The 25,505-nt window shown below is 49.7% G+C and carries 23 protein-coding genes and 1 riboswitch; of the genes, 20 read left to right on the forward strand and 3 right to left on the reverse strand.

Translation table 11 applies throughout. The annotated features are described in order from the left end of the window. The first annotated feature begins 230 nt into the window (after positions 1 to 230). From B1728_RS20775 to B1728_RS20820, 10 genes are all read left to right on the forward strand, one after another. Positions 231 to 2,270, forward strand: coding sequence for a beta-galactosidase (locus B1728_RS20775; protein ID WP_079912323.1), 2,040 nt, complete (start codon positions 231 to 233; stop codon positions 2,268 to 2,270). Positions 2,271 to 2,471: 201 nt separating this feature from the next. Further along, positions 2,472 to 2,978, forward strand: coding sequence for an ADP-heptose synthase (locus tag B1728_RS20780; protein ID WP_079912324.1), 507 nt, complete (start codon positions 2,472 to 2,474; stop codon positions 2,976 to 2,978). A 409-nt stretch (positions 2,979 to 3,387) separates the two neighbouring features. Further along, positions 3,388 to 3,486: riboswitch (cyclic di-GMP riboswitch) on the forward strand. 73 nt (positions 3,487 to 3,559) lie between these two features. Continuing rightward, complete coding sequence (locus tag B1728_RS20785; RefSeq protein ID WP_179136118.1) at positions 3,560 to 5,590, forward strand: methyl-accepting chemotaxis protein; 2,031 nt, start codon at positions 3,560 to 3,562, stop codon at positions 5,588 to 5,590. Positions 5,591 to 5,819: 229 nt separating this feature from the next. Next, on the forward strand, positions 5,820 to 6,470 hold the full coding sequence (locus B1728_RS20790) for a GntR family transcriptional regulator (protein ID WP_079912326.1): 651 nt from the start codon (positions 5,820 to 5,822) through the stop codon (positions 6,468 to 6,470). A 163-nt stretch (positions 6,471 to 6,633) separates the two neighbouring features. Continuing rightward, positions 6,634 to 6,978, forward strand: coding sequence for a cupin domain-containing protein (locus B1728_RS20795; protein ID WP_079912327.1), 345 nt, complete (start codon positions 6,634 to 6,636; stop codon positions 6,976 to 6,978). Between the two features lie 47 nt (positions 6,979 to 7,025). Beyond that, on the forward strand, positions 7,026 to 8,084 hold the full coding sequence (locus tag B1728_RS20800; RefSeq protein WP_079912328.1) for a TAXI family TRAP transporter solute-binding subunit: 1,059 nt from the start codon (positions 7,026 to 7,028) through the stop codon (positions 8,082 to 8,084). Positions 8,085 to 8,109: 25 nt separating this feature from the next. Further along, on the forward strand, positions 8,110 to 9,993 hold the full coding sequence (locus B1728_RS20805) for a TRAP transporter permease (protein WP_079912329.1): 1,884 nt from the start codon (positions 8,110 to 8,112) through the stop codon (positions 9,991 to 9,993). 2 nt (positions 9,994 to 9,995) lie between these two features. After that, positions 9,996 to 11,390, forward strand: a complete 1,395-nt coding sequence (locus B1728_RS20810; protein WP_079912330.1) for a UbiD family decarboxylase — start codon at positions 9,996 to 9,998, stop codon at positions 11,388 to 11,390. A 33-nt stretch (positions 11,391 to 11,423) separates the two neighbouring features. Further along, entirely contained in the window at positions 11,424 to 12,005 is a 582-nt protein-coding gene (locus tag B1728_RS20815; protein ID WP_079912331.1) for a UbiX family flavin prenyltransferase, read from the forward strand. 13 nt (positions 12,006 to 12,018) lie between these two features. After that, a complete protein-coding gene (locus B1728_RS20820) occupies positions 12,019 to 13,458 on the forward strand; it encodes a 4-hydroxyphenylacetate 3-hydroxylase family protein (RefSeq protein WP_079912332.1) in 1,440 nt (479 codons plus the stop codon). Between the two features lie 163 nt (positions 13,459 to 13,621). Here the strand turns inward: B1728_RS20820 and B1728_RS20825 are convergent, their stop codons facing one another. Continuing rightward, complete coding sequence (locus B1728_RS20825; RefSeq protein ID WP_079912333.1) at positions 13,622 to 14,275, reverse strand: FusB/FusC family EF-G-binding protein; 654 nt, start codon at positions 14,273 to 14,275, stop codon at positions 13,622 to 13,624. Positions 14,276 to 14,665: 390 nt separating this feature from the next. Here B1728_RS20825 and B1728_RS20830 point away from each other — a divergent pair, with 390 nt between their 5' ends. The 3 genes from B1728_RS20830 (at position 14,666) to B1728_RS20840 (ending at position 16,646) form a co-directional block, all read left to right on the forward strand. Further along, positions 14,666 to 15,481 carry a TrmB family transcriptional regulator gene (locus B1728_RS20830; protein WP_079912334.1) on the forward strand — a complete coding sequence of 272 codons (816 nt, stop codon included), beginning with the start codon at positions 14,666 to 14,668 and terminating at the stop codon, positions 15,479 to 15,481. Between the two features lie 113 nt (positions 15,482 to 15,594). Further along, positions 15,595 to 16,329 carry an AzlC family ABC transporter permease gene (locus tag B1728_RS20835; RefSeq protein WP_079912335.1) on the forward strand — a complete coding sequence of 245 codons (735 nt, stop codon included), beginning with the start codon at positions 15,595 to 15,597 and terminating at the stop codon, positions 16,327 to 16,329. Beyond that, positions 16,320 to 16,646, forward strand: coding sequence for an AzlD domain-containing protein (locus B1728_RS20840; RefSeq protein WP_079912336.1), 327 nt, complete (start codon positions 16,320 to 16,322; stop codon positions 16,644 to 16,646). Before B1728_RS20835 ends, B1728_RS20840 begins: the two co-directional genes overlap by 10 nt. 116 nt (positions 16,647 to 16,762) lie before the next feature. On the opposite strand, the gene B1728_RS20845 is transcribed toward B1728_RS20840, so the two are convergent. Next, positions 16,763 to 17,395, reverse strand: coding sequence for an NAD(P)H-dependent oxidoreductase (locus tag B1728_RS20845; RefSeq protein WP_079912337.1), 633 nt, complete (start codon positions 17,393 to 17,395; stop codon positions 16,763 to 16,765). Between the two features lie 134 nt (positions 17,396 to 17,529). On the opposite strand from B1728_RS20845, the gene B1728_RS20850 reads away from it, so the two are divergent. From B1728_RS20850 to B1728_RS20865, 5 genes are all read left to right on the forward strand, one after another. Continuing rightward, positions 17,530 to 17,889: a winged helix-turn-helix transcriptional regulator gene (locus B1728_RS20850; protein WP_079912338.1), complete on the forward strand. Its 360-nt coding sequence runs from the start codon at positions 17,530 to 17,532 to the stop codon at positions 17,887 to 17,889. Positions 17,890 to 18,145: 256 nt separating this feature from the next. Further along, positions 18,146 to 19,267 (forward strand): nucleotidyltransferase domain-containing protein, encoded by a 1,122-nt coding sequence (locus B1728_RS20855; protein WP_079912339.1) that lies wholly within the window; start codon positions 18,146 to 18,148, stop codon positions 19,265 to 19,267. Positions 19,268 to 19,330: 63 nt separating this feature from the next. Further along, on the forward strand, positions 19,331 to 20,062 hold the full coding sequence (locus B1728_RS20860; RefSeq protein ID WP_079912340.1) for an aminoglycoside 3'-phosphotransferase: 732 nt from the start codon (positions 19,331 to 19,333) through the stop codon (positions 20,060 to 20,062). A gap of 25 nt (positions 20,063 to 20,087) precedes the next feature. Next, on the forward strand, positions 20,088 to 20,210 hold the full coding sequence (locus B1728_RS36895; protein ID WP_256865443.1) for an NUDIX hydrolase: 123 nt from the start codon (positions 20,088 to 20,090) through the stop codon (positions 20,208 to 20,210). A 124-nt stretch (positions 20,211 to 20,334) separates the two neighbouring features. Further along, positions 20,335 to 20,784, forward strand: coding sequence for a hypothetical protein (locus B1728_RS20865; RefSeq protein ID WP_079912341.1), 450 nt, complete (start codon positions 20,335 to 20,337; stop codon positions 20,782 to 20,784). A gap of 150 nt (positions 20,785 to 20,934) precedes the next feature. On the opposite strand, the gene B1728_RS20870 is transcribed toward B1728_RS20865, so the two are convergent. Continuing rightward, a complete protein-coding gene (locus B1728_RS20870; protein WP_256865444.1) occupies positions 20,935 to 23,190 on the reverse strand; it encodes a helix-turn-helix domain-containing protein in 2,256 nt (751 codons plus the stop codon). Between the two features lie 379 nt (positions 23,191 to 23,569). On the opposite strand from B1728_RS20870, the gene B1728_RS20875 reads away from it, so the two are divergent. Beyond that, on the forward strand, positions 23,570 to 24,547 hold the full coding sequence (locus B1728_RS20875) for an ABC transporter permease (protein ID WP_079912555.1): 978 nt from the start codon (positions 23,570 to 23,572) through the stop codon (positions 24,545 to 24,547). Positions 24,548 to 24,580: 33 nt separating this feature from the next. Next, entirely contained in the window at positions 24,581 to 25,474 is an 894-nt protein-coding gene (locus B1728_RS20880; protein WP_079912342.1) for a carbohydrate ABC transporter permease, read from the forward strand. Positions 25,475 to 25,505: the final 31 nt, after the last annotated feature.

Consider the following 25,505-nt stretch of genomic DNA (forward strand, 5'->3'; position numbering starts at 1 on the left):
ATCCTTTCCCAAGCCTCATGCGCTAAACCTTCCGGGTCATCCGAACGGTTGTTTTCTCCTTTTGAAAGCGTTATCTATTTGCCTGGCAAATGAACCATAGGGAGCGAAGCCGCATGGAAACAAGGGGATAAGACCATGCTTGATCCGCGACACATCCTGCCTGGATCGATTCCGGATGCAGGGTGGGAAGCAGCAGATACACCCAGGATGAAAGAAAAGGAGAGTTCATCATGATTCATTCGAAGCTGCCCAAAATATTTTATGGCGGGGATTATAACCCGGACCAATGGCCCAAGGAAATCTGGGATGAAGACATGCGTTTGTTCAAGCTGGCAGGGATCGATGTGGCGACGGTAGCCGTGTTCTCATGGGCTCTGCTGCAGCCCGACGAAGTCACCTATGACTTCGGCTGGTTAGATGAAGTGATGGATAAGCTGACGCAGAACGGCGTCTACGCTTGCCTTGCCACATCCACCGCTGCAGTGCCGGCATGGATGGCGAAGCGGTACCCTGATGTGCTGCGGGTCACGTCGGACGGCAAGAAGCGCAAATTCGGCGGGCGGCATAATTTTTGTCCGAGCAGCCCGACCTACCGCCATTTTTCCCGCCTCATGGCGCGTAAAATGGCGGAGCGGTACGGACATCATCCGGCGCTAGCCGTATGGCATGTCAACAACGAGTACGGCGGCAGCTGCTACTGCGAGCAATGCGAGAAGGCGTTCCGCGTCTGGCTGAAGAAGCGCTACGGTACGCTGGAAGCGGTCAATAAGGCATGGAACACGCGCTTCTGGGGGAATACGTTCCATGACTGGGATGAGATTGTGCTGCCCAGCGTGCTGACAGAGCAGCTAGGAGACGGGAAGACGACATTCCAGGGAATCTCTCTCGATTACAACCGATTTAACAGCGATGCGCTGCTGGAGTGCTACCGGGCGGAATACGAGGAGCTTAAAGCCGTTACCCCCGATATCAAGGTAACGACGAACCTGATGGGCACCTTCAAGACGCTCGACTATTTCAAATGGGCCAAATCGATGGATATCGTATCCTGGGACAATTATCCCCGTTATGACACCCCGGTCAGCGTAACGGCCATGAGGCATGATCTGATGCGGGGCCTGAAGAACGGGGACCCGTTCATGCTGATGGAGCAGACGCCGAGCCAGCAGAACTGGCAGGCCTACAACAGCCTGAAGCGTCCCGGCGTCATGCGCTTGTGGAGCTACCAGGCGGTGGCCCGCGGTGCGGACACCGTCATGTTCTTCCAGCTGCGGCGTTCGATCGGCGCCTGCGAGAAATATCACGGCGCGGTCATTGAGCACGCGGGCCATGAGCATACCCGCGTTTTCCGCGAATGCGCGCAGCTTGGCGAGGAGCTGCAGCGGTTAGGAGACACGCTGCTGGATTCGCGCATCGAATCCAAGGTCGCAATCCTGTTCGATTGGGACAATTGGTGGGCGGTGGAGATGTCCTCAGGGCCGAGCATGGAGCTCAAGTATCTGGATGAGCTCTCGAAGTACTACAAGGCTCTGTTCGACCGGAACATCCAGGTCGATTTGATCGGCGAGGATACGCCGCTGGATTCGTACAAGATCGTCCTGGCACCGCTTCTCTATATGGTGAAGCCGGGGATCGCCGGGAAGCTGGAGCAGTTTGTCCGGCAGGGCGGCAAGCTCGTCACGACGTTCTTCAGCGGCATTGTGAACGAGAACGACTTAGTTACGCTTGGCGGTTATCCCGGTGAGCTGCGTTCGTTGCTTGGCCTATGGGCGGAGGAAATCGATGCGCTGCCGCCGGAAGCATCCTACTCTATCGTGATGGAGGCTTGCTATGGGGAATTAGGAGCTGGAAGCTCTTACAGCTGCAGGCTGCTGTGCGATTTGATTCATGCCGAAGGGGCCGAGGTGCTCGCCGTGTACGGCTCGGACTTTTATCAAGGCATGCCTGCTTTAACCCGTAACCGGTTCGGACAGGGAGAGGCATGGTACGTCGCAACGAGTCCGGACGCCGAATTTATGGACCATCTGCTGTTCAGTCTTTGCAAGGAGAACGGAATTGAGCCGCTTCTTGTGGCTCCGGAGGGCGTTGAGGTGACCCGCCGAAGCAAAGAAGGCCGGCAGTTTACCTTCGTGCTTAATCATAACGACCGTTCAACGGCAATTGATCTGGGCGAAGCGGTATATTGGGAGCTGTTGGAAGGAAAGGAGCATACGGGCCTATCGGAGCTTCCGTCCAAAGGGGTCTGGATCCTGCAGAACGAAGCCCGCTGATGGCTTCCGTCCGTTGCTCGTGTATTGACTTAAGACGGTATACGCAAAGCCCGGCAATGAAGGCCAATGGCCCGGATTGCCGGGCCTATTTGCATGGAAGGGCCTTGTTCGGATGTGTTAAGGCTGCATTAATGCTATAATGGGATATTAGAGCGTTACAATCTAAGAAAAGTCATTACAGATAGAGAGGGGGACGGAGCGATGCCCAAAAGCTTTGTCATAGAGGCTGTGATGCTTGCTGTGTATGGAGAAATGCTCGTTCCGAGCCAACCGGTAGAATACCTCGTTCCTTACACCACGATTCGGGAGCTGTATGAGCTGAAGGACAGCAAGGAGCCGATCATGCCGGATGCAAGAGATGAAGCGCATGTAAGAGGGAAAATTGCCGAGCTGATCGGGCTGCTGGAGGAGCCGTTGAACCGGAAAAGAATGGAGCGCGCCGTGAATGTTCCTTGGGCCAAAAGTCCACCGATGCCGATCAATGATGCGGTAACGTTAACAATGGTAAACTCTTACGACAACGAAGAGTTTGGCGAAGCGTTCGATCCGATCGAAACGGAGCTGATTTTGACATCCATAAAAGAGCAGGTGCCGATTTTGACGGATCAGCCGGATTTTATTGAAAAGGTAATCGAGGCGGCGATTCAGGTCCAGGTTTATGATTTGGATGATTTTGAGTTTGCGGTCGAGGAGGATGGGATAATATAGTCCTATTCTGGAACAATATTGAAAATAAACTTATTTTTATGACTAAAAGCCGCTGAACAAGCGGTTTTTTTTGTTTCATTAGGAAGGTATGTCCAGTTCTTCAGAGCGATAGTCAGCTGATTTTTCAAGGACAGCTTCTTCTTTAGCGCGGATTTATAGGAACGGAATCACATATGTTTTTTTGACAAGTTTCCAAACATTTACTGGCATTCTTGTCGAAAGAACAAATGGATTGTCAAAAAATGTATTGACTGTAGTATTGAGTATTATGTACTATGTATACAAAAGTAAAATATTTCATTGCTCCTACGTGCATCCAAAGACCTACATAAGCTCGCAAGCGTATTAGTACAACGGCAGCTAGAGGTGATGTTGAGACAAGACTGCGTTCCTGTATTTGACAATTTCATAAGCAAAAAGGTAAACCCATTCGAAAGATGGAGACACAAAGCCACGGGTCTAAGGTTTCGATGCTGAATAAGGAAACTATGATAGCCGGGTTGCCAAAACAGAGGATGTTTGTATATTTTGGCTATTCAATTTTGAATAGCCATTTTTTATTAAAAGTTGGGGAGAGGACTATGAAAACCAAACGAATGTCAGTCATTTTCCAGAGTCAAACCTGGAGAAGCTTCAAACTGCAGCTCATGCTTGCCGTTATTGCCATTATTTTTGTAACGGTAGCCGTCGTCGGCGGCTTTATGTACAAGTCGTCTGCAGATATGCTCAAGCAGGACATTGAATTGAACGTCAGCCAGCAGCTGGAGCTAAACGCGCAGCTCATTACACAATGGCGCGACAGAGTGACGGCGGAGGCGAATGGAATTACCGGCCTGCCGGCTTTTGTGAAAGGCAATTCCTTTGACGAGCGTGTCGGCGTGCTGCAGGGTTACTTATCGAGAAACTCCGATTTCCTGCGCTTCTCGCTTTTTGATACGCAGGGGCAGGGGCAGCAGATTGAGAAGAAGGCTCTCGGCGCCAAGTTCGATATCAGCTCCCGTGATTATTATAAGGAGGCGTTAACGGGGAAAACGCTGATCAGCGAGCCGATGATTTCCAAGGCCGATAACAGCATGATCATGAACGTCGCTGCTCCTCTCCGTGACGCTAATGGTACCGTAACCGGCGTCATTACGGGCGCCATCGGACGCGAGCAAATCGCAGCCATCGTTCAGCGCATTCAGTTCGGCAAAACCGGTTATGCCTACATGGTTAACGATAAAGGCGATATTTTGGCTCATCCGGATGCGAGCAAGGTGCTGACGGAGAACATTCTGGAAACGGCAGCGACCCCCGAGCAGAAAGCCGGCTATGAGCAATTTTTGCAAATGCAGGAGCCGTTTATCGGCTATATCCAAGAGGATGGCTCCAAGCATCTGGTGGGTGCACGTCAAATCCCGGACAGCGTCTGGAAGCTGGTGGTCACGGCGCCTTATTCTGAATTTACCGAGTCTCTGGACAGCATGTGGCTCCGGACGCTGCTGATTGCCTTCGTCATCATGGTTATTGGCATCGCCATCGCCTTGCTGCTGGGACAAACGATGTCTCAAGGCATTGTTAGAGTAGGACAAGCGATGAACCAACTGGCGCGGGGAGATCTGAAGCAGCATTTGCAGGTCCGTTCGCGCAATGAAGTAGGACAGCTGGCTGAGGACTTTAACACCATGACCGAGAACTTGAGGAATTTGATCGGGCAAGTCTCGCTGAATTCCGAGCAGCTTGCAGCCACCTTCGAGGAGCTGTCCGCCAGTGCGGATCAGAACTCCGTCGCTTCCCAGCAGATAGCCCAATCGATACAGAGGGTAGCGGAGGGAGCGGACGTGCAGGCCCATGGAGCCATGCAAAGCGCCAGTGCGATGGAAGAAATGGCTACCGGTGTACAGCGTATCGCTCAAGGCACTTCCGTCATGGCCGAAAGTGCGTTAAAAACCTCGGAGGAGTCGGAAAAAGGGAAGGAACAAGTGGAGAAAATCTCCTATCAGATGGACAATATTCACGACAAGGTTACGGAATGTACTGCGGTTATTAACCGTCTGGACGCGAAATCACAGGAGATTGGCGACATTATCAAGCTGATAACGGAAATCTCCGCCCAAACGAACCTGTTAGCCCTCAATGCTGCTATTGAAGCTGCGCGTGCCGGGGAACAGGGCCGGGGCTTTGCGGTAGTCGCACAGGAAGTCAGAAAGCTCGCCGAGCAATCGGCTCAATCCGCGAACGAAATTACCGAATTGATCCGGGAAGTTCGCAACGATACGGTTCTTGCGGTTGAAGCTATGAATGAAAATGCCAAGGAAGTGGAAACCGGCATTCAGGTCGTGGCCGATGCGGGAGAAACCTTCAACCTGATCTACAAGGCTGCCCAAGAGGTGGCGGATCAGGTGCAGGAAATTTCCGCCGTCGCGCAGGAAATAGCAGCCGGTACGGAGGAGGTATCTGCTTCCCTGGATGAGTCCGCGAACATAGCGAAGGAATCTACCGGGCTGGCGCAGGAGGTTTCCTCAGCTGCCCAGAAGCAAATGGCGTCCATGGAAGAAATTACGGCAAGCGCAGGCGATTTGAGCAAAATGGCGCAGGAGCTTCAGGAGCTGATCGGCCGGTTCAAGGTATAGCAGCAAGAAGAAACATAAATTAGCGCCGGTCGACAGCTTTGCTGAAAGGCAAGCATAAGAGGAAGATAGCGGACTATCTGTACTGGTAGTCCCCTTCCCTGCTTTGTCGTTTTATAGGAAAAAACCACGCAAAACTGGTTGACCGTCCTTTAGGCATTAACGTATGATGTGTACATGCAGTAATTGATAAATTTGGATGAAACAACCAGATGTGTGAGGAGTTGTTGAGTTGAAATTTAACATGAACCCGATTGTTAAACCTACGACAACGAAGGAAAGAGTCTATAACGAGATCAAAAAGGTGATTCTCAACGGATATATTTCCTCCAAAGAGGTTTTCACCGAGGTACAGCTGGCCGACTCTTTGAACACATCGAGAACCCCGGTTCGCGAGGCGCTTCTGGATTTAATGAAGGAGGGGCTTATCACCTCCATTCCGCGAAAAGGGATGTCTATTCGGAAAGTAACCGACAAGGAAATCGAGCAAATTTTTATCGTCAGGGCATCTATTGAAAGCGAAGTCATGAAGAAGCTCGCCGAGACAATTACGGAGCAGCAGCTCAAGCAACTGAAAATCAGCTGCGATCAGCAGGAAAAGGCGATGAGAGACAATGATGAAGTTACATTTATCCACTTGGATCAGCAGTTTCACAGCACTTTGATTCATTTGGCAGGCTTCGAGCTTATAGAGCAGATTCTGCTGAGCTTCCATAACTTATCGCAATTGATCGGTCTTAAGGCGATAAAAAGAAATAACCGCATGCAAGAAGTGCTTCAGGAGCATCGGAAGATCCTGTCCACATTGGAGCAGCGAAACGCCGAGGCGGCCGTTCAAACCATGGTTGAGCATCTTCAGAGAACGAAACAATCGATCGGATAAACGGGTACGGTGGCATGATCAGTCAGGACCTCCCAAAAAAATTATGTATACACCACACAGAATACCGAATATTTGGAAAATTCCGACTTATTTTGGGCTGGGGGTGAAACAGCTAGAACTTGATGTGGAACGCTAATGAGCTTGATGAGAGGAGGTATGGCAGATGGCAAAGCCGGAACTGGAATTTACGGATTACCGTCAATTTGAAGAGAAGCCCTTTAGTGCTGTGGAAGGGCTGACAGAAAGAGTGATTGCCAAGGATCCGGATTCGGGAGTGGCCACGCGCATCCTTATTTTTGCACCGAATACGGACACGACCCCGAACGGCGTTCAGGTTCACGATTTCTGGGAAGAGCTCTACATTATTGAAGGCTCTATCATTGATTTGAGCTTGAATCAAGAGTTTACGGCAGGCATGGTGGCATGCAGACCTCCCGGTATGAAGCATGGCCCATGGATTTCGCCTAACGGCTGCAAAACGTTTGAAGTTCGTTATTATTCCAAGTAGGGAAGGCATGTAGTGCCTAAACCAATACATTTGATGGAGGGGCAGTAATGAAATTATTCAGCAAAAAGTTTATGACCGCAGGCTTGTTGAGTCTCGCGTTAGTTGCAACGGCAGGATGCGGCACCAGTGGAGGAGCCAAAACTCCGGCGGCGCAGCCGGCTTCCAACGCGCCAAGCAGCACGATTCCGGCCAATATTAAATTCGCGACGAATACGCAGGGCAGCGCATGGTATGTGTATGGCGCTTCCATTGCGGAAATGATGCGTCCGGTGCTCAAAAATTCCACCCTGGACGTGCTTCCGTTCTCGGGCGGAGTCGGCAACGCGACCATGCTGAAGGATAAAAAGGCGGACATTGCGTTATCCTTTAGTATTACAAGCAAATGGGCTTATGAGGGTACCAATGCCTACACGGATAAACAACAGGACCTGCGTGCTCTTGTAGGCTCGATGGACCAATATTATGTGGGGCTGGTAGCCTCCAAATCGTTCGTAGATAAGAACGGCGTGAAATCGATCAAGGACATCGCCGACAAGAAGCTGCCTGTTCGCGTATACACGAACACCAAGGGAAGCTTGGCGGAATTCGCCACCAGACAAGTGTTGGAAGCTTATGGCTTGACTTATGACAATGTGAAGAAATTCGGCGGCAAAGTGGAGCTGACCTCCAATGACGTAATCCAAACCGCGTTCCAGAACGGTGAAGCCGATTTGCACATTCTGGTTATGCCTAAAGGCCATCCAACGATCAGCGAAATTGCCGTACATACTCCTATCGCTTTCATTCCGATGGAGAATGACGTCGTAGACAAATTCAAGAAAATGGGTTACCAGGCAGCAACCTTGCCTAAGGATTCCTACAAGGGCCAAACGGCTGATGTACCGACGATCGGCTTCTCAAGCATGATCCTGACGACACTCGGCTTGAATGAGGAGCTCGCCTACAACATTACCAAAACCATTATGGAAAACAAAGATAAGCTGGTTAACGCCCATGACGCGTTAAAGGACTTCGATACGACGAAGGCGATGGATCCAGCCAGCATCAACGTTCCGCTTCATCCAGGAGCTGAAAAATACTATAAGGAAAAGGGACTGTTAAAATAATGTTTGGAAGGAAGGACAATGCCGTATGAAAAAATTTCTGAGCTTACCCTCGCTTATTGCTATTGCATGGTCCGTATTCCAGTTATACACAGCCAGTTTCGGCAGCTTTCCCAGCGTCACCCAAAGAGCGATCCATGTCGGATTCGCTCTTGCTTTAACCTTTAGCTTGTTCAATGCGAAGAAAGAACACACCAGTACGTTGTCCAAGGTGTACAATTATGCGCTTGCCGTACTGGGCTTGATTCCCGGATTTTACATCGCTTTTTCCAGCGAACGGTTAAATTCACGTATTCCGTATGTCGACGATATAACTGCATTAGACTGGATCATTGGCGTACTGACCGTACTCCTGCTTCTGGAAGCGTCCAGACGGACGGTTGGCTACGCCATGACTCTATTGGCCGTCATGTTCCTCTTGTACGGCTTCATTGGCCCGAGCTTGTCCGGTCTTCTTCAGCACCGCGGAATGAATTTCTCGGAAATGGTAGACCTTCAATTTCTTTCCGTTGATGGTATCTTTGGTTCTCCTGTCGGAGTATCCGTTGATTTCGTATTCTACTTTATATTGTTCGGCGCCTTTCTGGAAATATCGGGGGGTGGCAAGCTGTTTATCGATATTGCTCACACGATTACCCGCAGAACCGTGGGCGGTCCGGCCAAAGCGGCAGTCGTTGCCAGCAGCTTGATGGGAACGATCAGCGGCAGCGCCGCCGCCAACGTTGCAAGCGTCGGGATTTTCACCATTCCTTTGATGAGAAAATCAGGCTATACCGGTATGTTTGCCGCATCGGTTGAAGCGCTGGCCTCCACAGGGGGGCAAATCCTGCCTCCTATTATGGGCGCCGCTGCGTTCATTATGGCGGATATGCTGGGGGTTAAGTACAGCGCGGTTTGTTTGGCGGCCTTGATTCCGGCCATCCTGTATTATCTTTCCGTCTATGTCATGGTCGACCTGAAGGCTAGAAAAGAAGGCATGGGCCGCAGCGAGGTCGAGGACGAGCACGCCGTAGAGAAGAAGGAAATATTGAACAGGCTGCATCTGCTCATTCCTTTGGCTCTGCTGGTTGTCCTGATCTTCGCCGGCTTCACCCTTCAAAAAGCGGCGTTCTGGTCTATCGTCGTTATTGTTATTACCAGCTTTATCCGCAAAAATACGAGGTTTACGCTCGTGAAAATATTTGAAGCGCTCGAAAGCGGCGCCAAGCAATCGATTCAGGTAGCTATACCGTGCGCGGTAGCGGGCATCATCGTCGGCGTTATTGTATATTCCGGCCTTGGTCTGAAATTTACAAGCTTGATCATCGAATTCTCCATGGGCAATTATGTGATCAGCTTACTGCTCGTATGTCTGGCCTGCATTATTCTCGGCATGGGAATGCCGACGACCTCCGCTTATATTATGGCCGCCGTCTTGATGGCACCGGCGCTGCAGCAGTTCGGCGTTGAGAAAATGACGGCTCACATGTTCGTATTTTACCTGGCTTGCTTGTCCATGATTACACCGCCTGTCGCCCTGGCCAGTTACAGTGCTGCGGGGATCGCAGGTACGAAGCCTTTCCAGACAGGGTTTGTCGCATTCTACTATGGTATTCCGGTACTGCTCATTCCGTTTGCGTTCATCATGAGTCCGGAATTGCTGTTAATCGGAGATTGGCAGCACATTGTGTTAGCGGTCTTCTTTACCTGCGCAGGCATATTCGCTCTGTGTGCAGCCGTGGTCGGCTACATGTTCCGTGACATGAATATCTTGATCCGATTGGGCTTCTATATTGTATCGATCTGCATGATCGTTCCCGAGATTATATCGAGCATCGTCGGTCTGGCCGGATTGATTGTGCTGTGCATTTATCAAAAGTACACCAAACCGCAGGTCAAGCAAGTACTATCTCATGATGGAGGCGGAGTATAAAGATGATAGCAAATAGTTTGAGATCCTGGCTGCAGCATATGAACGAATCCGGTCAATTGGCGGTAGTAGACAAGCATGTATCTACGGAATTTGAGATCGCGGCGTTGACCAAGCAATATGACGGCGTCAAGCCGGTGTTCTTCCCGAAGGTTTCCGGCTACACCACTTCGGCTGTAGCGGGGATCGCCAGCACCCGTTCCCATTTCGCACAGGCGCTGGGGTGCAAGGAAGAGGAGATGATTCCGAAATTTCTTGAAGCCATTGATCATCCGCTGCCGACCGAGCCGGTGTCGAGCGAGGAGGCTCCTGTCCATGAGGTCGTTATCGATACGGACATCGATCTGTTGAAGCTGTTCCCGATTCCGATTCATCAAGAGAAGGATTCCGGTCCGTATATCAGCGCGGGGCTTGCCATAGTCCGGGACCCGGAAACCGGCAATCAGAACGTTTCCATTCACCGGCTTCAGGTTTCAGGTCCCAATCGTCTTGGAGCGCTGATTTTGCCGAGACATACGTTTAATTTTTACAAAAAGATGGAGGAGAAGGGGCTTCCATTGGAAATCGCCATCGTCATCGGCGTCGATCCGATTCTGATGCTGGCCTCGCAGGCCATTGCGCCGCTGGGTCAGGATGAGCTGGAAATCGCAGGCGCCTTGAAGAACGCCCCGATCCCGGTAGTCCGCTGTAAAACCGTCAATATCGATGTTCCCGCACATGCGGAGATCGTATTGGAGGGCAAAATTTTGCCGAAGGTGCGTGAACCGGAAGGTCCATTCGGAGAATTCCCGGCTTATTACGGAGCCAAGAGCAATAAAGAAGTCATAGAGATCCATTGCGTTACGCACCGCAAGGACCCGATTTATCAGACGTGCCTGGCCGGTTCAGACGAGAACCTGCTGCTGGGGGGAATTCCTCGCGAAGCGTCGCTGTTAAGATCCTTGAAAAATACGGTACCGACTGTTCGCAACGTTCATCTGACCAAAGGCGGCAAATGCCGCTTCCACATGGTTGTTTCCATGAAGAAGCGGAACGAGGGCGAAGCGAAAAACGTGATTTTGGCCGCCTTTGCCGGCCATTACGATGTGAAAAAAGTGATTGTCGTGGATGAAGAAATCGATATTTTTGATATGGATCAGGTCGACTGGTGTTTAGCAACGCGTTTTCAGGCGGAGCACGATCTGGTCGTCGTTCATCGTGCGTTGGGTTCGAAGCTTGATCCGTCGACGGACAATGGGGTCGGTTCCAAGATGGGCTTCGATTGTACGGTGCCGTTAAGCGCGGCCCCGAATGACTATGAGGTCACCCGGATTCCGAACTTTGCGGAATATGTGCAAAACGCGGTCGTGACGGACCGGCTGCCGCAGCAGATCGTCGACCGTTATTTTGGAAATAACTAAGTAACGAAACGACAAACGACGGAGGACTCCTGAATGAAAAGAATCATCGTTGGTATTACCGGAGGTTCAGGTGCCATCTATGGCGTGCGATTATTGGAAGCCTTGAATGAGCTGGGGGCTGAGACCCATCTGATTATTAGCGAATGGGGAGAGAAGACGATTCAGATGGAAACGTCCTATTCCCTCAATCAGGTGAAGAAGATGGCTTCCGTCTATCATAGCGTGAAAAATCAGGCTGCAAGCGTATCCTCCGGCTCCTTCCGCGTCGACGGTATGGTTATTGCTCCGTGCAGCATGAAGACGCTGGCAGGGGTTGCCTCCGGACTAGCCTCCGATTTGGTGACCCGGGCAGCGGACGTCATGCTGAAGGAAGGCAAGAAGCTGATTTTGCTGACAAGAGAATCCCCATTAAACCTGATTCATGTGCGGAATATGGAAACGGTCATTTTGGCGGGTGCGATGGTCTTTCCTCCGATGCCTGCTTTTTACAATAAACCGCAGACGATTGACGATATCGTAAATCATACGGTAGGCCGGGTTCTCGACCAGTTTGGCTATGATCCGGATTGGGTCAAACGGTGGGGCTCCATCGAGCGGGGGCCGGAAGCCAGGTGAAAGGAAGAAAAGGATGGTAAGGAACGGCAAGCAATACAAGGAATCTTTGAAGGATCATCGCTGCATCTATATTAACGGCGAGCGCGTTAAAGATGTGACGACCCATCCCGCCTTCTCAGGTATTGTCGAATCATTCTCCAAGCTGTACGATATTGCCGCCGATCCGGCGAACCGAATGACCTACACCACTGTGGATGGTACCATTGCGAATCGAATCTTTATGATACCGAGAAGCAGGGAAGACTTGGCGAACCGCCGTCAAGCGATAACCCGTTGGGCAGAGGCGACCTGCGGTTTTGCCGGGAGGAGCCCTGATCACGTTGCCAGTTTTTTGTCAGGCTTTGCGAGCCACCCGGAAGTGTTCGGTGATAGGGCGCAAAACGTTCTCGATTTCTATCAATACGCAAGGGATCATGATCAATTCGTTACTTATGTCATCATCCCTCCGCAAATCGACCGTACTAAAACGGCACATGAGCAGGAGGAGAAATTCCTCCCTGTCGGAGTGTATGAGGAACGAGAAGACGGGATCATCGTACGAGGATCGCAAATGCTAGGGACCAGCTCGGCTGTGTCCAATTACTTGTTTTGCAGCAGCATTACCCCTCTGCGTCCTGGGGACGAGGATTATGCGATATCGTTTGTCGTGCCGATGGATGCGCCGGGGCTGAAGCTGTACGCACGGCAAAGCTTTGCCGCGGATAAGCCGAGTACTTATGATTATCCGTTATCGACCCAATTCGATGAAAGTGACTCTCTCGTGGTCTTTGATGATGTGTTCATCCCATGGAAGCATGTTTTTGTCTACAAAAATATTGAAGCGACTCGTGCGCAGTTTATGGTGACGCCAGCTCACGCGCTGGGCAACAACCAGGCACAAACCCGTCTGGCCGTGAAGATGAAGTTCCTGATCGGAGTGGCGAGGAAAATAACGGAAATGAACGGAACGGACAAATTTCCTCAGGTGCAGGAACGGCTCGGGGAGCTGGCTTCGTTAGCTGCTTCGGTAGAAGGGATGCTGCTGGCCTCCGAGTACGAATGCATCATCGACGGCAACGGGGTAGCCAGGCCGCACGGACGGTTCTTGTACGGGATTGTCGGCATGCAGGATAAGATCTATTCTTCGGTCATCAGCATTCTGCGAGAGCTGGTCGGCGGCGGCGTCCTTCAGGTGCCGTCTTCATATAGAGAGCTTGTGAATCCGGAGACCCGGGGAGATATGGAGCGCTATATCCGCTCGACCGGCGTGAAGGCGGAGCAGAAGGTCCAGCTGTTCAAGCTGGCGTGGGATATTATCGGCTCCGAATTCGGCGGGCGGCATCAGCAGTACGAAATGTTCTACAACGGAGCGCCGTATGTGGCCAAAGGCTATTCCTTCCGTCATTACGGCTATGAGGAGCCGCTTGCGCTGGTCAATGCCTTTTTGGACAGCTATGGCTTGCCGTCCTCCTAATACTTCATGAGCTAAGCTATGAACTGGGGTACTCTTTTTTCTGGTACATCATGGCCGGTTGAGCTTCAAATGGACGGGAAAATAAATCAAGAGGGGATAATACGCAGATCGTATTTATCCCCTCTTGAACGTGAAAAGGGCGGCTGACAGCCGCCCTAGTTTGTTAGCCTATGACATGATGGATAAACTTCTCTAAGGAAGTCAGATCCGTAATGTTTTTGTTGCATGCATCGCTATGGATGCACATATAGTTGCCGACCGCTTTGTAATAATCGGAAGAAGCATTTGCAGGCCGGGATTTGGATATGGCGGAGAATAGAGCGACCTCTTCGTGCCTGTTGCATATGAAGCAGACGCCTTTCTTATGGGTCGGCGTAAATTTTCCTTCCAGACCGATAATTTGGCCATTCAGCTGATACACAATAAACATCTTGTTGGTGGAGATATCCAGCCAGCCAAGATAGGTGATGCGGTCATTGCGGATAGAGCTCCAATCCGGCATCGCCAATTTTTTGTTTTTATGAAACAGCTTCTTGATCTGCTTCTCCGTTACTTGCGGAAATTCGATCAAGTACGGCTCCAAGGAACGTCCATAGGCATGAAAGTCCTCCGCGGTTTTCAAGCTGGAAATCGCGGACAGCAATTGCCGCTGTTCTTCCGTGAGTGATTCAAAGACTTCTATGATTTTGGACTCTGCGCTGAACCGGACGGATTCTATGATCTTGGGGTCCGCCACCGTTCTGTACGTATGCTGCAGAAGGTCCATTTGTTTGAGAATAAGGTTATACTGGTGGTTTCTAATAAAAGGTTGAGTCATGAGTTTCAGCTCCTTATAGTTTGAAAATGAAAAATTATAAGGCGCAAAACCAATTATTAGAAACGATATTAAGCTCAAATGGGCGATATAATGTTTATCTGATGTCCCGCCCCATGCAAAGTATCGCCTCCAATACTAGGCTTTGCATGAGTGAAGCGAGCCCCGGCAAAGTGTTTTGCCACTGGTTATCACCTCCATAAGAAATTATATAACGCCTGCACTCCGCATTCAACAGGTAACTTCTGTTTTAGTCATTTTTTCGTCAGCATAGGGTAAAAAAATACGGCTTGGCAGCACAGACAGATGGATGAAATACGGCGAATTTCCTCATTGACGAATAAATCGATTGTTTGTATAGTAAGTATAACACTAACTACTATAAGGAGTCTTATGGACGACATCTATAAAGAGCTGCAAAAATTAGGGTTTTCCCAATATGAATGCAAAGCTTACGTAGGCTTGTTGAAGAACTCCCCGATTACCGGTTATGAGATCAGCAAGCGTTCAGGAGTTCCTCGTTCCATGATTTATGAGGTGTTAGGCAAGCTGTTGGATAAAGGTGCTGTCTATACGGTACCTTCCGAGCCGGTGACCTATGCCCCATTGCCGGCCAAGGAGCTGATAAGCCGCCTGAGAAGCACCTTCGAGCAATCGTTCGATTACTTGGAGAAAAGCCTCTCCGCGCTGGAAAGCGAGCAGGAAATTGACGTCATCCGGCGTATCAGCAGCGATGAGCTCGTGAACGCAGAGATGATCGAAATGATAGAAAAGGCCGATAAGGAGCTGTGGCTGTCGATTTGGGAGCCTCAGGTCGGAACGGTGAAGGAGGCTGTCGACCGCCGCGTGAAGGATGGGCTGGATGTGTTTTCCTGTGTGTTCGGGGCTCCGGACATCAAGCTCGGTACCACGACCCATCATAACTACATGGCTCCCGAAGTTCCCGAACAGAGGGCGAACGGGCATCTAACGGTGATTACAAGAGATCATGAAGAGGTGCTGATCGCCAACTTCAATCCGAGTGCTGCCGCGACGGCTTGGGCGGTCAAAACGCAGGACCCTGCGCTCGTGTTAGTTGCCATTGAATACATAAGGCATGACATTATGTTTGCGGAGGTTGCGACTCATTTTGGTCCGGACAAAATCAAGGATTTTTGGACGAATCGGCCGGATTTGTACCAGGTAGTGACCGGGAAACGATTTAAGTGATTTGTTTATCTAAGCGGTTCAATTCGTTGAACCGTATTTTCTTTGAAATTTTGGTAGTAGTTAGCTGAATAACTTCTGTTATTCGCAAGATGAACGATGAAGAAGGGACTGCTATGAGTACAAAACCAATTCACGCACAGACCGTATTGTCGCAAAAGGATGAGGAAAGCTATCTTCAAGGAGTCAAAGACTGCCTGCCGACCCTGCTCGGATACGTAAGCATAGGGATCGCCGCGGGGGTCGTGATGACGACAGCGGGCTTGAGCATCTCCGAAATTACTTTGTTTTGCCTGCTGCTCTACGCCGGTTCGGCACAGTTCATTGCCGTCGGTATGATGGCTTCCAGCAGCTCTGTTACGGCTATTGCCATTACGACTTTTTTCGTGAATGCCCGTTACATTTTACTAAGTGCGGCTATTTCGCCCTATTTCAAGCATCTTTCTTCATTTAAGAATTTTCTGGTCGGCACCCTGCTGTCAGACGAGACCTTCGGAGTCGCCATGAACAAGGCGGTGAAGACGAAGGAAATCAACGAGAAATGGATGCATGGGCTGAACATTACCGCCTATCTCGGATGGTGGCTGGCTAATTTGGCAGGCGCCTACCTGGGACAATGGATCACGAATCCCGAGCAATGGGGGCTTGATTTTGCCTTGGTGGGCATGTTTATCGGCATACTGGTGCTGTCTCTTGCCGGCAGAAAAAATATGAGACGCGATCTCGTTGTCGGTATCGTAGCGGTTGTGGTCGGGATAGGCAGCACCTTCATCGTCTCCGGGAGCTTTGGCATCATCATTGCAACTGTTGTTGCGGCTACGGTAGGAATGGGGATGGAAAAGTGGAAGTAAGAGGGTACGTCTTGTTAGTCATTATCGCGGCGGCTGTCGTCACGCTGATTCCCCGGGTCGTACCGTTGATGGTGCTAAGCCGCTTTGAGCTCCCGGCGTGGGCCATGCGCTGGCTCAACTACGTGCCTGTTGCAGTCATGGCTGCGCTAGTAGGTCAGGAGCTGTTTGTTCATGATGGAACGGTGCCTCCGATTTCCCGAAATCTGGAGCTTTGGGCGGCCATCCCGAGCTTTATGGTAGCCATCTTGACCCGCAGCATCTTGGGGACTGTATTATCGGGCGTTGTCGTCCTGATGGTTTTGCGTCATTTTTTTTAGATCGGAAAAAGACACCGGCAAGGTGTCTTTTTTGTAAGCTCCTCAGCCTGTTGAAAAACTTTAGCAGGCTTTTTTGTATTTGCGGATTTCGGCTCGAGAACGATGCCAACGCCTGGTTAGAAACGTTGGGCAGCTTCCTTCGCATGAGCGATTGCTTTTTCCTTAATAGCTGGAGCTCGCTCTAATGATGCCGTTCCTTCCACAAAAATGGCCTCCATAGATGGAATCCCATAGAACTGTAAAATCTTTTTCAGATAGCTGTAGCCCATTTCAATTGAAGCAAGGGGACCTTCCGAATAAACGGAACCGCTGGCTTGAATGTGTAAGGCTTTCTTGCCGGGCAACAGACCTACAGGACCATTTTTGGTATATTTGAAAGTCTTGCCCGGAATGGAAGTCGCATCCGTGTATGCTTTCATTACCGGCGGGATCGAGAAATTCCACATGGGGGAAACATACACGTACTTATCAGCAGCCACGTATTGATCAACAATCGCCTCAAGACGAGCTACTTTTGATTTCTCGGTATCAGACAGTTGATCGAAGGATGAACCCGACCGCAGCTTTCCCCAACCACGTAAAACATCGGCATCAAATTGCGGAATATTCTCTTTGTACAGATCCAAATGAACAACTTCATCTGTCGGGTTTGCTTCTCGATACGCTTCAATAAATGCGTTGCCGACCGTAAGACTAAAGGATTCCTGAAGATCAAGAGGATGTGCGGTGATGTACAGTACTGTTGCCATGAATTAAAACTTCCCTTCTGTAATAAGAGTAAATACAGTTTCTGGACTGATCATATAATATATATATTTGTTTGTTAAGTACGCACAAAAATGTGGTATAGTATTAAAAAAGGTACTGTAACGGAGGTCAACGTATGCAAAAGAACTCTGCCCAATGCCAATTCGTTGTGGCGCTGGATTCGATCGTCGGCAAATGGAAGCCGATTATCCTTTATCATTTGCTTCAAGGTAAACCTTTGCGGTTCAATGAGCTAAGAAGATTGCTGCCTGATATCACTCAAAGGATGCTTACGCTCCATCTGCGCGAATTGGAGGAGGAAGAGATCATTAAACGAGTCATTTATCCGCAAGTCCCGCCGAAAGTGGAATACTCCATCACGGAATACGGCATGAGCCTGTCTCCCATTTTGGAAGCCTTACATCAATGGGGAGTGGCCCATGTCGAGCGAAAGCAGCTCAAAAAAGCGAAAAATGAACAAGCAGAAACGGACTAGCGTTCGACACGACGCTGGTCCGTTTCATTCTGCATCGAATCAGCCATGGGTCCACTTTGTGGGGTTTTCTTATATATTTCGGGGCTCCCCGCAAAGTACCTGAATAGGCTCCGAAGCTAAGGCTTCACTTTGTGGGGCCATCAATGGGCAGGTAAAAAATGATTATAGTACTACATTATTGGAAAAAAATCCTATATAGTTATTCCAGCGGGATCCAATATCGGATTCGTATGATGGGATATAGGGGGATAACACGGTGGATGTTTTTGCTGTAGCGGAGCTATTGGTCCAACGGATCAGGAAGCATTATCCGCAGGATATAGCCATTGCCGGTTACTACGGCTCTTACTTGCAGGGAAGGGCGACGGAACGGTCGGATCTTGATTTTTTCTTCATCCCCGCCACGGACAGAGGGCAGGAAGTAGAGCTTCAGTTTATTATAGATGGAATCGGCTTCGATTTCTGGCCAATCCGCTGGGAACGTGCCGAGAAGATGGCGGCCTTCGAGAATTGGAGCACCACCATTATTGCGGACTGCGAGCTGCTGTATGTCCGGTCGGAGGAGGATTACGCCAGATTTTTGGGCCTCCGAGATAAAATCGCTTCAATGAAGGAGCCGGATCAGGCTGACGGCCTGCTTGATAAAGCGGAAGCCGTACTGCACAACGGGCTGGTGTACTTGACGAAAATGCGCCTTGCCGGCGGCAGCCTGGACTTATCTTATTGCCGGATGCTGGCTCACGAAGTCATCGTGTCTCTTTTTGAAAGCCTAGCTTTGGTAAACCAAACGTATTATACGCGCATGTGGGGCCATTTTCGCGAGCAGGTACGAAGCCTGCCGATTCAGCCGGAATCGTTGGACAGCTGCCTCGATACGGCGATGTTCAGCCGTTCAACGACTGAAATTATGCAGGCCTGCGAACAAATGACCGGGGATATGCTGCGTCTCCTTTCCAGCAAAAGGAAGAACAGGCGCGGGAGCAGGAGCCGCTCTTATCAAGAACGGATGAAGGGATACTACGAAGAAACGAAGGGGCTGCTGAACAAAATGCTGACCGCCTGCGAGCAAGGTCACTATGAAACGGCCCATTTTACCGCGATCCATGTTCAAGACAGCCTGGCGCAAATTCTTTATGAGGCGGAAGAGGGGCAGAAACCTTCGCTCCTTGACCTGGGTGACTATCGCCGTTATTACCAAAGGTTCGGCTACCCGGACATGATAGCGCTCCTGGACCCCGACGATTTTGAGCCGCTGCGTACAGCTGTATTGGAGATGGCCGAACGGCTGGAGCGGCATCTTCGCTCGGAAGAGGTGACTATACGCCAATTCCATTCGGTTGCTGATTTCGAATGTTATTTAAATGGGCTGCATCCATAACCCGTTTCTAATGCGGTGTGCGTGTTTGGTCCTATGAATGAATAGGGATGGAGTGGATGATTGATGAGAAAAACCATAACGGACTTCGATAAGGAAACCGTGCCTGCCTCCGTTAGACCTTTATTAGACAAGGCAGTGATTTATGACAGCAGCTGCTCGGAAGAAGCCAGAACCCTGCTTGTGGAGGGAACCGACAGGGCTTTTCTCAAAATAAGCAAGCGGGGGCGTCTGAAGCGGGAATTTGAAATGACGCAATACCTGCACCGCTGCCATGGGCTAGCTCCTAATGTGATGGCCTATGATTTCGATGAAGATCACGACTATTTAGTTACGCAAGCGGTAGCGGGAGAAGACGGTACGGCGGAAGCACATATCGCAAATCCGATGAAATTAGCCAGTGTGTTCGGGGAGTATTTAAGAATGCTTCACTCCCTTTCGGCAGAGGGCTGCCCCTATCTTCATAGGACAATGGAAATGCTGGAGGAAACGGGGAGTCGGCTTAGTCCGGTCATCGTACAGCAGATTCAGAGTGCGGCGGAGGATCATGTATTAATTCATGGGGACTACTGCTTGCCTAACATCATTATGGATAACTTCGCGTTGAAGGGGTTTATCGACCTCGGATACGGCGGGGTTGGAGACCGGCATTATGATCTGTACTGGGGCATGTGGACGCTGGCCTATAATTTGAAGACAGACCGATACATGGATGCATTTCTTGATGCCTATGGGAGACAGGATGTGGATGAGGAACGGTTGAAACTTTTTACATTGTGGATGGATTCGGTGGATTGAGTGGGCAGCACAGCTGGTCAATAAAGTGACGGAGCCGATAGAGAACGATCATCTTATGAAATGGATTGATATGGGGCGGGCGGAGGAGTTGTTCCATGAGCATCATGTCTGGGCAGTTAAGCGCTGGCTGGAACTAAAGCCGCAATAAATTTATACGCAATCCTCTCCTGCCGGACAAAAAAAGAAGTAATCTAAAGGAAACTTTTTACAATCTTGTACGTCTACATAGTATAAGGATGCAAGGGAATGAATGCCGAAGGAGAGGATAGGGAATGAAAGGCAATCAATTTGTTCTAGTGCTGCTATTGACCACACTTTGTATTCTTAATGCCTGTGCCGACGACAAGGCTGACGGCTCCAAGAGCATGGTTTATGAAAATACGAAGCATCGCTTTACGCTGGACATTCCTGTGAAGTGGAAGAATCAATATACGGTAACAGAGGGGAATGATCGCATTACCTTTGCCAACAAGATCAACGGTCCGGCAGGGCAGTTATTTACGGTAGAGGTATGGCCCAAGGCAAAGTGGGAAAAGGATGGGACGGAGCTTGTGAAGCTTATTCCTGTTACGAAGATTGGCGAGACCGGGGATACGGTCTTTACTTTTCATACCCCTTCCGATGTTCAATATGTGCCGGACGACGAGAACAAGAAGCAGCAGTACCTGTCTATGTTTCACGATGTGGAGTCTATTCGCAATTCGTTCAAGCTGAAGCAGTAAATTTTTGTAAACGCTTACTATAGAAAGGTTAAGGAGATACGATATGGCCCAAATGCTGCTGACCTCCTGCGGGTTCCCCACTGCTCCAAGGCCGGCTAGTTTTAGCAAAATGGGAAACACAGGCGCGCAAAGCGGCCTGTGTTTTTATTTTCACCCCATGCGGACATTCACAGCCTTCCGGTATTCAGCCGGGGTTACCCCGAACCGTTTCTTGAACATGCGGTGGAAATAGGAGCTGCTGGTATATCCCGTTTTCTCCGCAATTTCTGCAATCGAGCTGTCGCTTTGCTCCAGGTGCTCCTTGGCTTTCTTCAGACGGACCTCGTTAATCACATCCACAATGGCATTCAGCGTCTGCTGTTTATACACGCGGCTGACATAAATAGAAGACATGGAGACCTGTTCTGCGATCCAGTTGAGGCACAGATTCGGATCGGCATAATGCCAGTCAATAAGCTCGTTGATGCTGCGGATCAGATCACCCTGCTTCATCGTTCTCTTTTCTACGAGCTTGCTTTGGATTTCATCCAGGAAAGCATGGAAGGAGCTCGTCAGCTCCTCCACCGTCTCCACGGTTTCGACCGACGGCATATAAATGTCCAGCCCGCTGCGAAACTCCAATGCCCCGTTCTTCTGGATCGTATAGATCAAATTATTGATCGTCATGGACAAATGGGAGATCGCAAGCCGCATCACATGAATCGGATAATGGGACGTCTCCTGAACAATGTCGTCAAAGAGCGCCTTCGCTTCCTCCATTTTCCCCGCCATAATGGCATCGCTTAGCCGTTTGCCCTTTTCCACAGGATAAATATATTCCCTTGATTTCAGCGCCACAATATCCTCTGAATCAATAAGACAGCCATGACCGTAAAACATGCGGTGCAGCGCCGCTTCCTTTACCTGCTCATAGAGCGGGTGGAGGTGGTGAGGCTGGTTAGTAACCGGACTGTAGGCAATAGAGACGCTGATGGACAGGAAATCATGAATCGCTTTTTGAATTTGCTGCAGCCGCTCCACAAAGCCTTTTTCGCTGACTGAAGTCTGCTCTTCCGAAAGATTCACCAGCATCGTGATGCTGTCATCGTCCATGTCCACCGTTTCCGCTTGATAGGGGCTCGACATAATTTCCGAGCTGATATTCATCATGGCGTACTTATAAAGGGGCAGATCTTTGCCGTTACTGGCCTTCAGCTTCTGGAAACGGTCGATTCTCAGAATAACGACCCGGTAATCCTGATGGAATTGAAAGGTGATGCCAATGCTTTTCAAGCTTTCCGGCTTCAGTTCACTCGAAAAAGAACGCGTGCCGAGCAGCAGCCGCCGAAGGGCATTTTGCTTGATGGTCTGGAAATGGTCGCGCCTCTCGGTCTCCAGCGAATGGACCTTATGCATCATTCGTCGAATCGGCCTGTACAGGATGCCGGATAGCAGCCAAGAGATGATGAATCCTGCCAGCAGGATAACGGAGGCAATAGCCATCGTCGTATTCCGGATCGTTCCGATGCTGTTCGTTAAGGTACGGTAAGGAGTAATTCTTACATACTGCCAGCCCAAGGAATCCTTCTCGGTAAACGTGACCAGGGCTTTCTCCCCGTTAATCTTATCGATGAAGTAACCGGATTTGCTGCCGGCCACATGGTTCAGAATCAGAGCATTGTCCGCTTCGGACCAGCGGGGGGGCAGCAGCGTCGTGATGGACAGCATCCGGTTTTTATCATCCAGAATGTACGCTTGCCCCGGCGTGCTCTCATGATCCGGCGCAATGTCCTTATTAATCCATGAGGCAGAAATATTCACTACGACAGCCGAATTGATCGTCTGATTTTTATTAATGGCGTCATAACAGAGATAGGTGTAAGCGCTTATCGTTTCCTTCGTATCAGAACTGATATCGTACGATCTGGGGATCGGTGTAAACGGTTTATATTCATTGAAATGTGACAGGATATCAAGAATGCCGGTATCCGCCAGCTCGCTGCGCGTGAAAATTCCGTTCTGCCCGGAATGCGCCGCTACGTAAAAGGTATCCGAAGCCGAATTATACACCAGAATCGATTCGATAAACAGCATGGAATTCAAATAGTTGGAAATTTCCACCATAGCGGCTGTGACGTCATAAATATTGGGAACCGGATAGTACAGCAGCTTCCCGATCGTACTGTTGCGGTAAATCTGAAAGGAAAGGGCCTGTGCGCTGTCCGTCATGCCAATGACTTCCTTACTCTTGCCGGTCAAGCTGTTCACATCGGATTGGTAAGCCTGCTCCAAAGCAATGCCCGTGTAGTTTCTATAATAGACGTATGAAGAGATCATAAGCGTTACCGCAATACACAAAGTGATGCTCATGAGAAAGACCGTGTAGAGCTTGCGGTTTTTTACAAAGGATCGGATATTCACATTCACTAGGGGCACCTCCACTCCGAACTAGGAAATCGTGTAGAAATCATACTATACCAGACAAAAAGTAGTCCAGTTAAAAAACACAACCGAAGTGAACTATTCTTACTTTTGTGAACTGCGGACCGGAAGTGAGGCCATAGTGCAACAGATTGAGGCGGTTGCAGCCGGGATTCATTCCTGTAGCTATTGTTCATATACCCCATCGCAGCATAGTTCACAAACCTCCGGAAGCTTCAGTTTCCATCCGAACAGGCATCCCCTATACTTCGAATCAGGGAACACCCCAGCCCAAGGTCAGGGCCATGGTCAGGGGATTCTCCAACGACGAATAGAACAACGGCAGATTATTCAAGGAAGGTGATACAGGTTGAACGCAAGCACAATGATGGAGGGAAATAATAACCGGATCCAGGCTGGTGAAGCCGATAAGCAGGTGGGCAGCAAGAAGAGAGGCTTCTGGCATGAGGTGAAAATAAACCGCGTGATGTTTTTGATGCTGCTGCCTGCGGTTTTGTTTTTTTTGATTAATTCGTATTTTCCGATGGTTGGAATCTACTATGCTTTTACCCGTTTCGATTTTAATACGAGCCTGTTCGGGAGTGAATTCGTAGGCTTAGAGAACTTCCGTTTTTTATGGAAGTCGGGTATTTTGCTTCAGCTGACCTTAAACACGTTCGGATACAATCTGGCCTTTATCGTGCTGGGCAACGTGCTTGCGGTAGCCTTAGCCATTATGCTCAGTGAGCTGAAGACCAAATGGTTCAAGAAATGGACGCAGTCGATTATGTTTCTCCCGTACTTTGTATCGTTTGTTATTTTGAGTGTTATCGTCTATAACGTGTTCAATTATGAAACCGGCGTAATGAATACAACGCTCAAAAGCTTTGGAATGGAGCCTGTGGATGTGTACAGCAAGCCGGTGGTTTGGATTTTTCTGATCATCCTCTTTTATCTGTGGAAAAACATCGGCTACAGCATGGTCATCTATCTGGCCGCCATTACCGGCATAAGCGACGAATACTACGAAGCGGCCAAAATCGACGGAGCGAACATTTTGCAGCGGATCTGGCATATTACCGTTCCCATGCTGCGAACCACCTTCGTCATGCTGCTCTTATTCGCTCTCGGCAGCATCATGAAGGGTCAATTCGACCTTTTTTATCAGCTTGTCGGCAATAACGGCTTGCTCTATAACACGACCGATATTCTCGACACGTACGTGTATCGTTCGCTGAAGGTGACCTTTGAAATCGGCATGGCTACGGCGGCAGGGGTATACCAATCGCTTTTCGGATTTGTCCTGATTATGACGGTCAATTATATTATCCGAAAAATTAACGATGAGTACGCGTTGTTCTAGTGAACATGCCAATGACGCCAGGGAGAGGATTCTATGAAGATCAAGGAAGAGAAGTATTACAATGTGTTCCAAACGATGGCCTATATTGTCGTTACCCTCGTCACGCTTGCCTGCTTGTTTCCGTTTCTTCTGATTATTTCGGCCTCTTTTACGGACAATGAAAGCATCATCCGGGACGGGTATCACCTGATTCCGGCGAAGTTCTCCTTCGAGGGCTACCGGATGGTATTCAAGTTTCCGGAAGAGGTACTGCAGGCTTACTGGGTAACTACATCCACGACAGTGATCGGCACGCTGCTCGGTCTTTTCTTCATCACCATGGCCGGGTATGTGCTGCAGCGCAAGGATTTCAAGTACCGCAACCGCTTCTCCTTCTACATTTATTTCACCACGCTGTTCGGAGGCGGGCTGATCCCTTGGTACATCATGCTGACCAAATATTTTAAGTTGATGGATACGTATGCCATCCTGGTGCTGCCTGGGCTGATGTCCCCGTTTCTCATAATTCTAATGAAGAACTTTATCCGTTCGGCCGTGCCTGACGAAATCATTGAATCGGCCAAGATCGATGGGGCTAACGACTTTACGATTTATTACCGGATCGTGCTTCAGCTCTCGCTGCCGGGAATTGCCACCGTTGGGCTGTTCCTCGCGCTTCATTATTGGAACGACTGGTTTACTTCCTCGCTGTTCATCAATGACAGGTCGATGTACCAGCTGCAGTATTATCTTTACAACATCATTAATACGATTGCCTTTATTACGAATATGGGGGCGGGCACCGGCATCAGTCTTGGGGAGGATATTCCTACGGAATCCACGAAAATGGCGATGGCGCTAATCGTAACGGGGCCGATCGTGCTTTTGTATCCATTTATTCAAAGGTATTTTGTCAAGGGCTTGACGATTGGCGCGGTAAAAGGTTAAATCCGGGATAGGATTCCATTCCCGCCCGGCT

The sequence above is a fragment of the Paenibacillus sp. 32352 genome (assembly GCF_002042965.1).
GTDB classification, from domain to species: domain Bacteria; phylum Bacillota; class Bacilli; order Paenibacillales; family NBRC-103111; genus Paenibacillus_S; species Paenibacillus_S vulneris.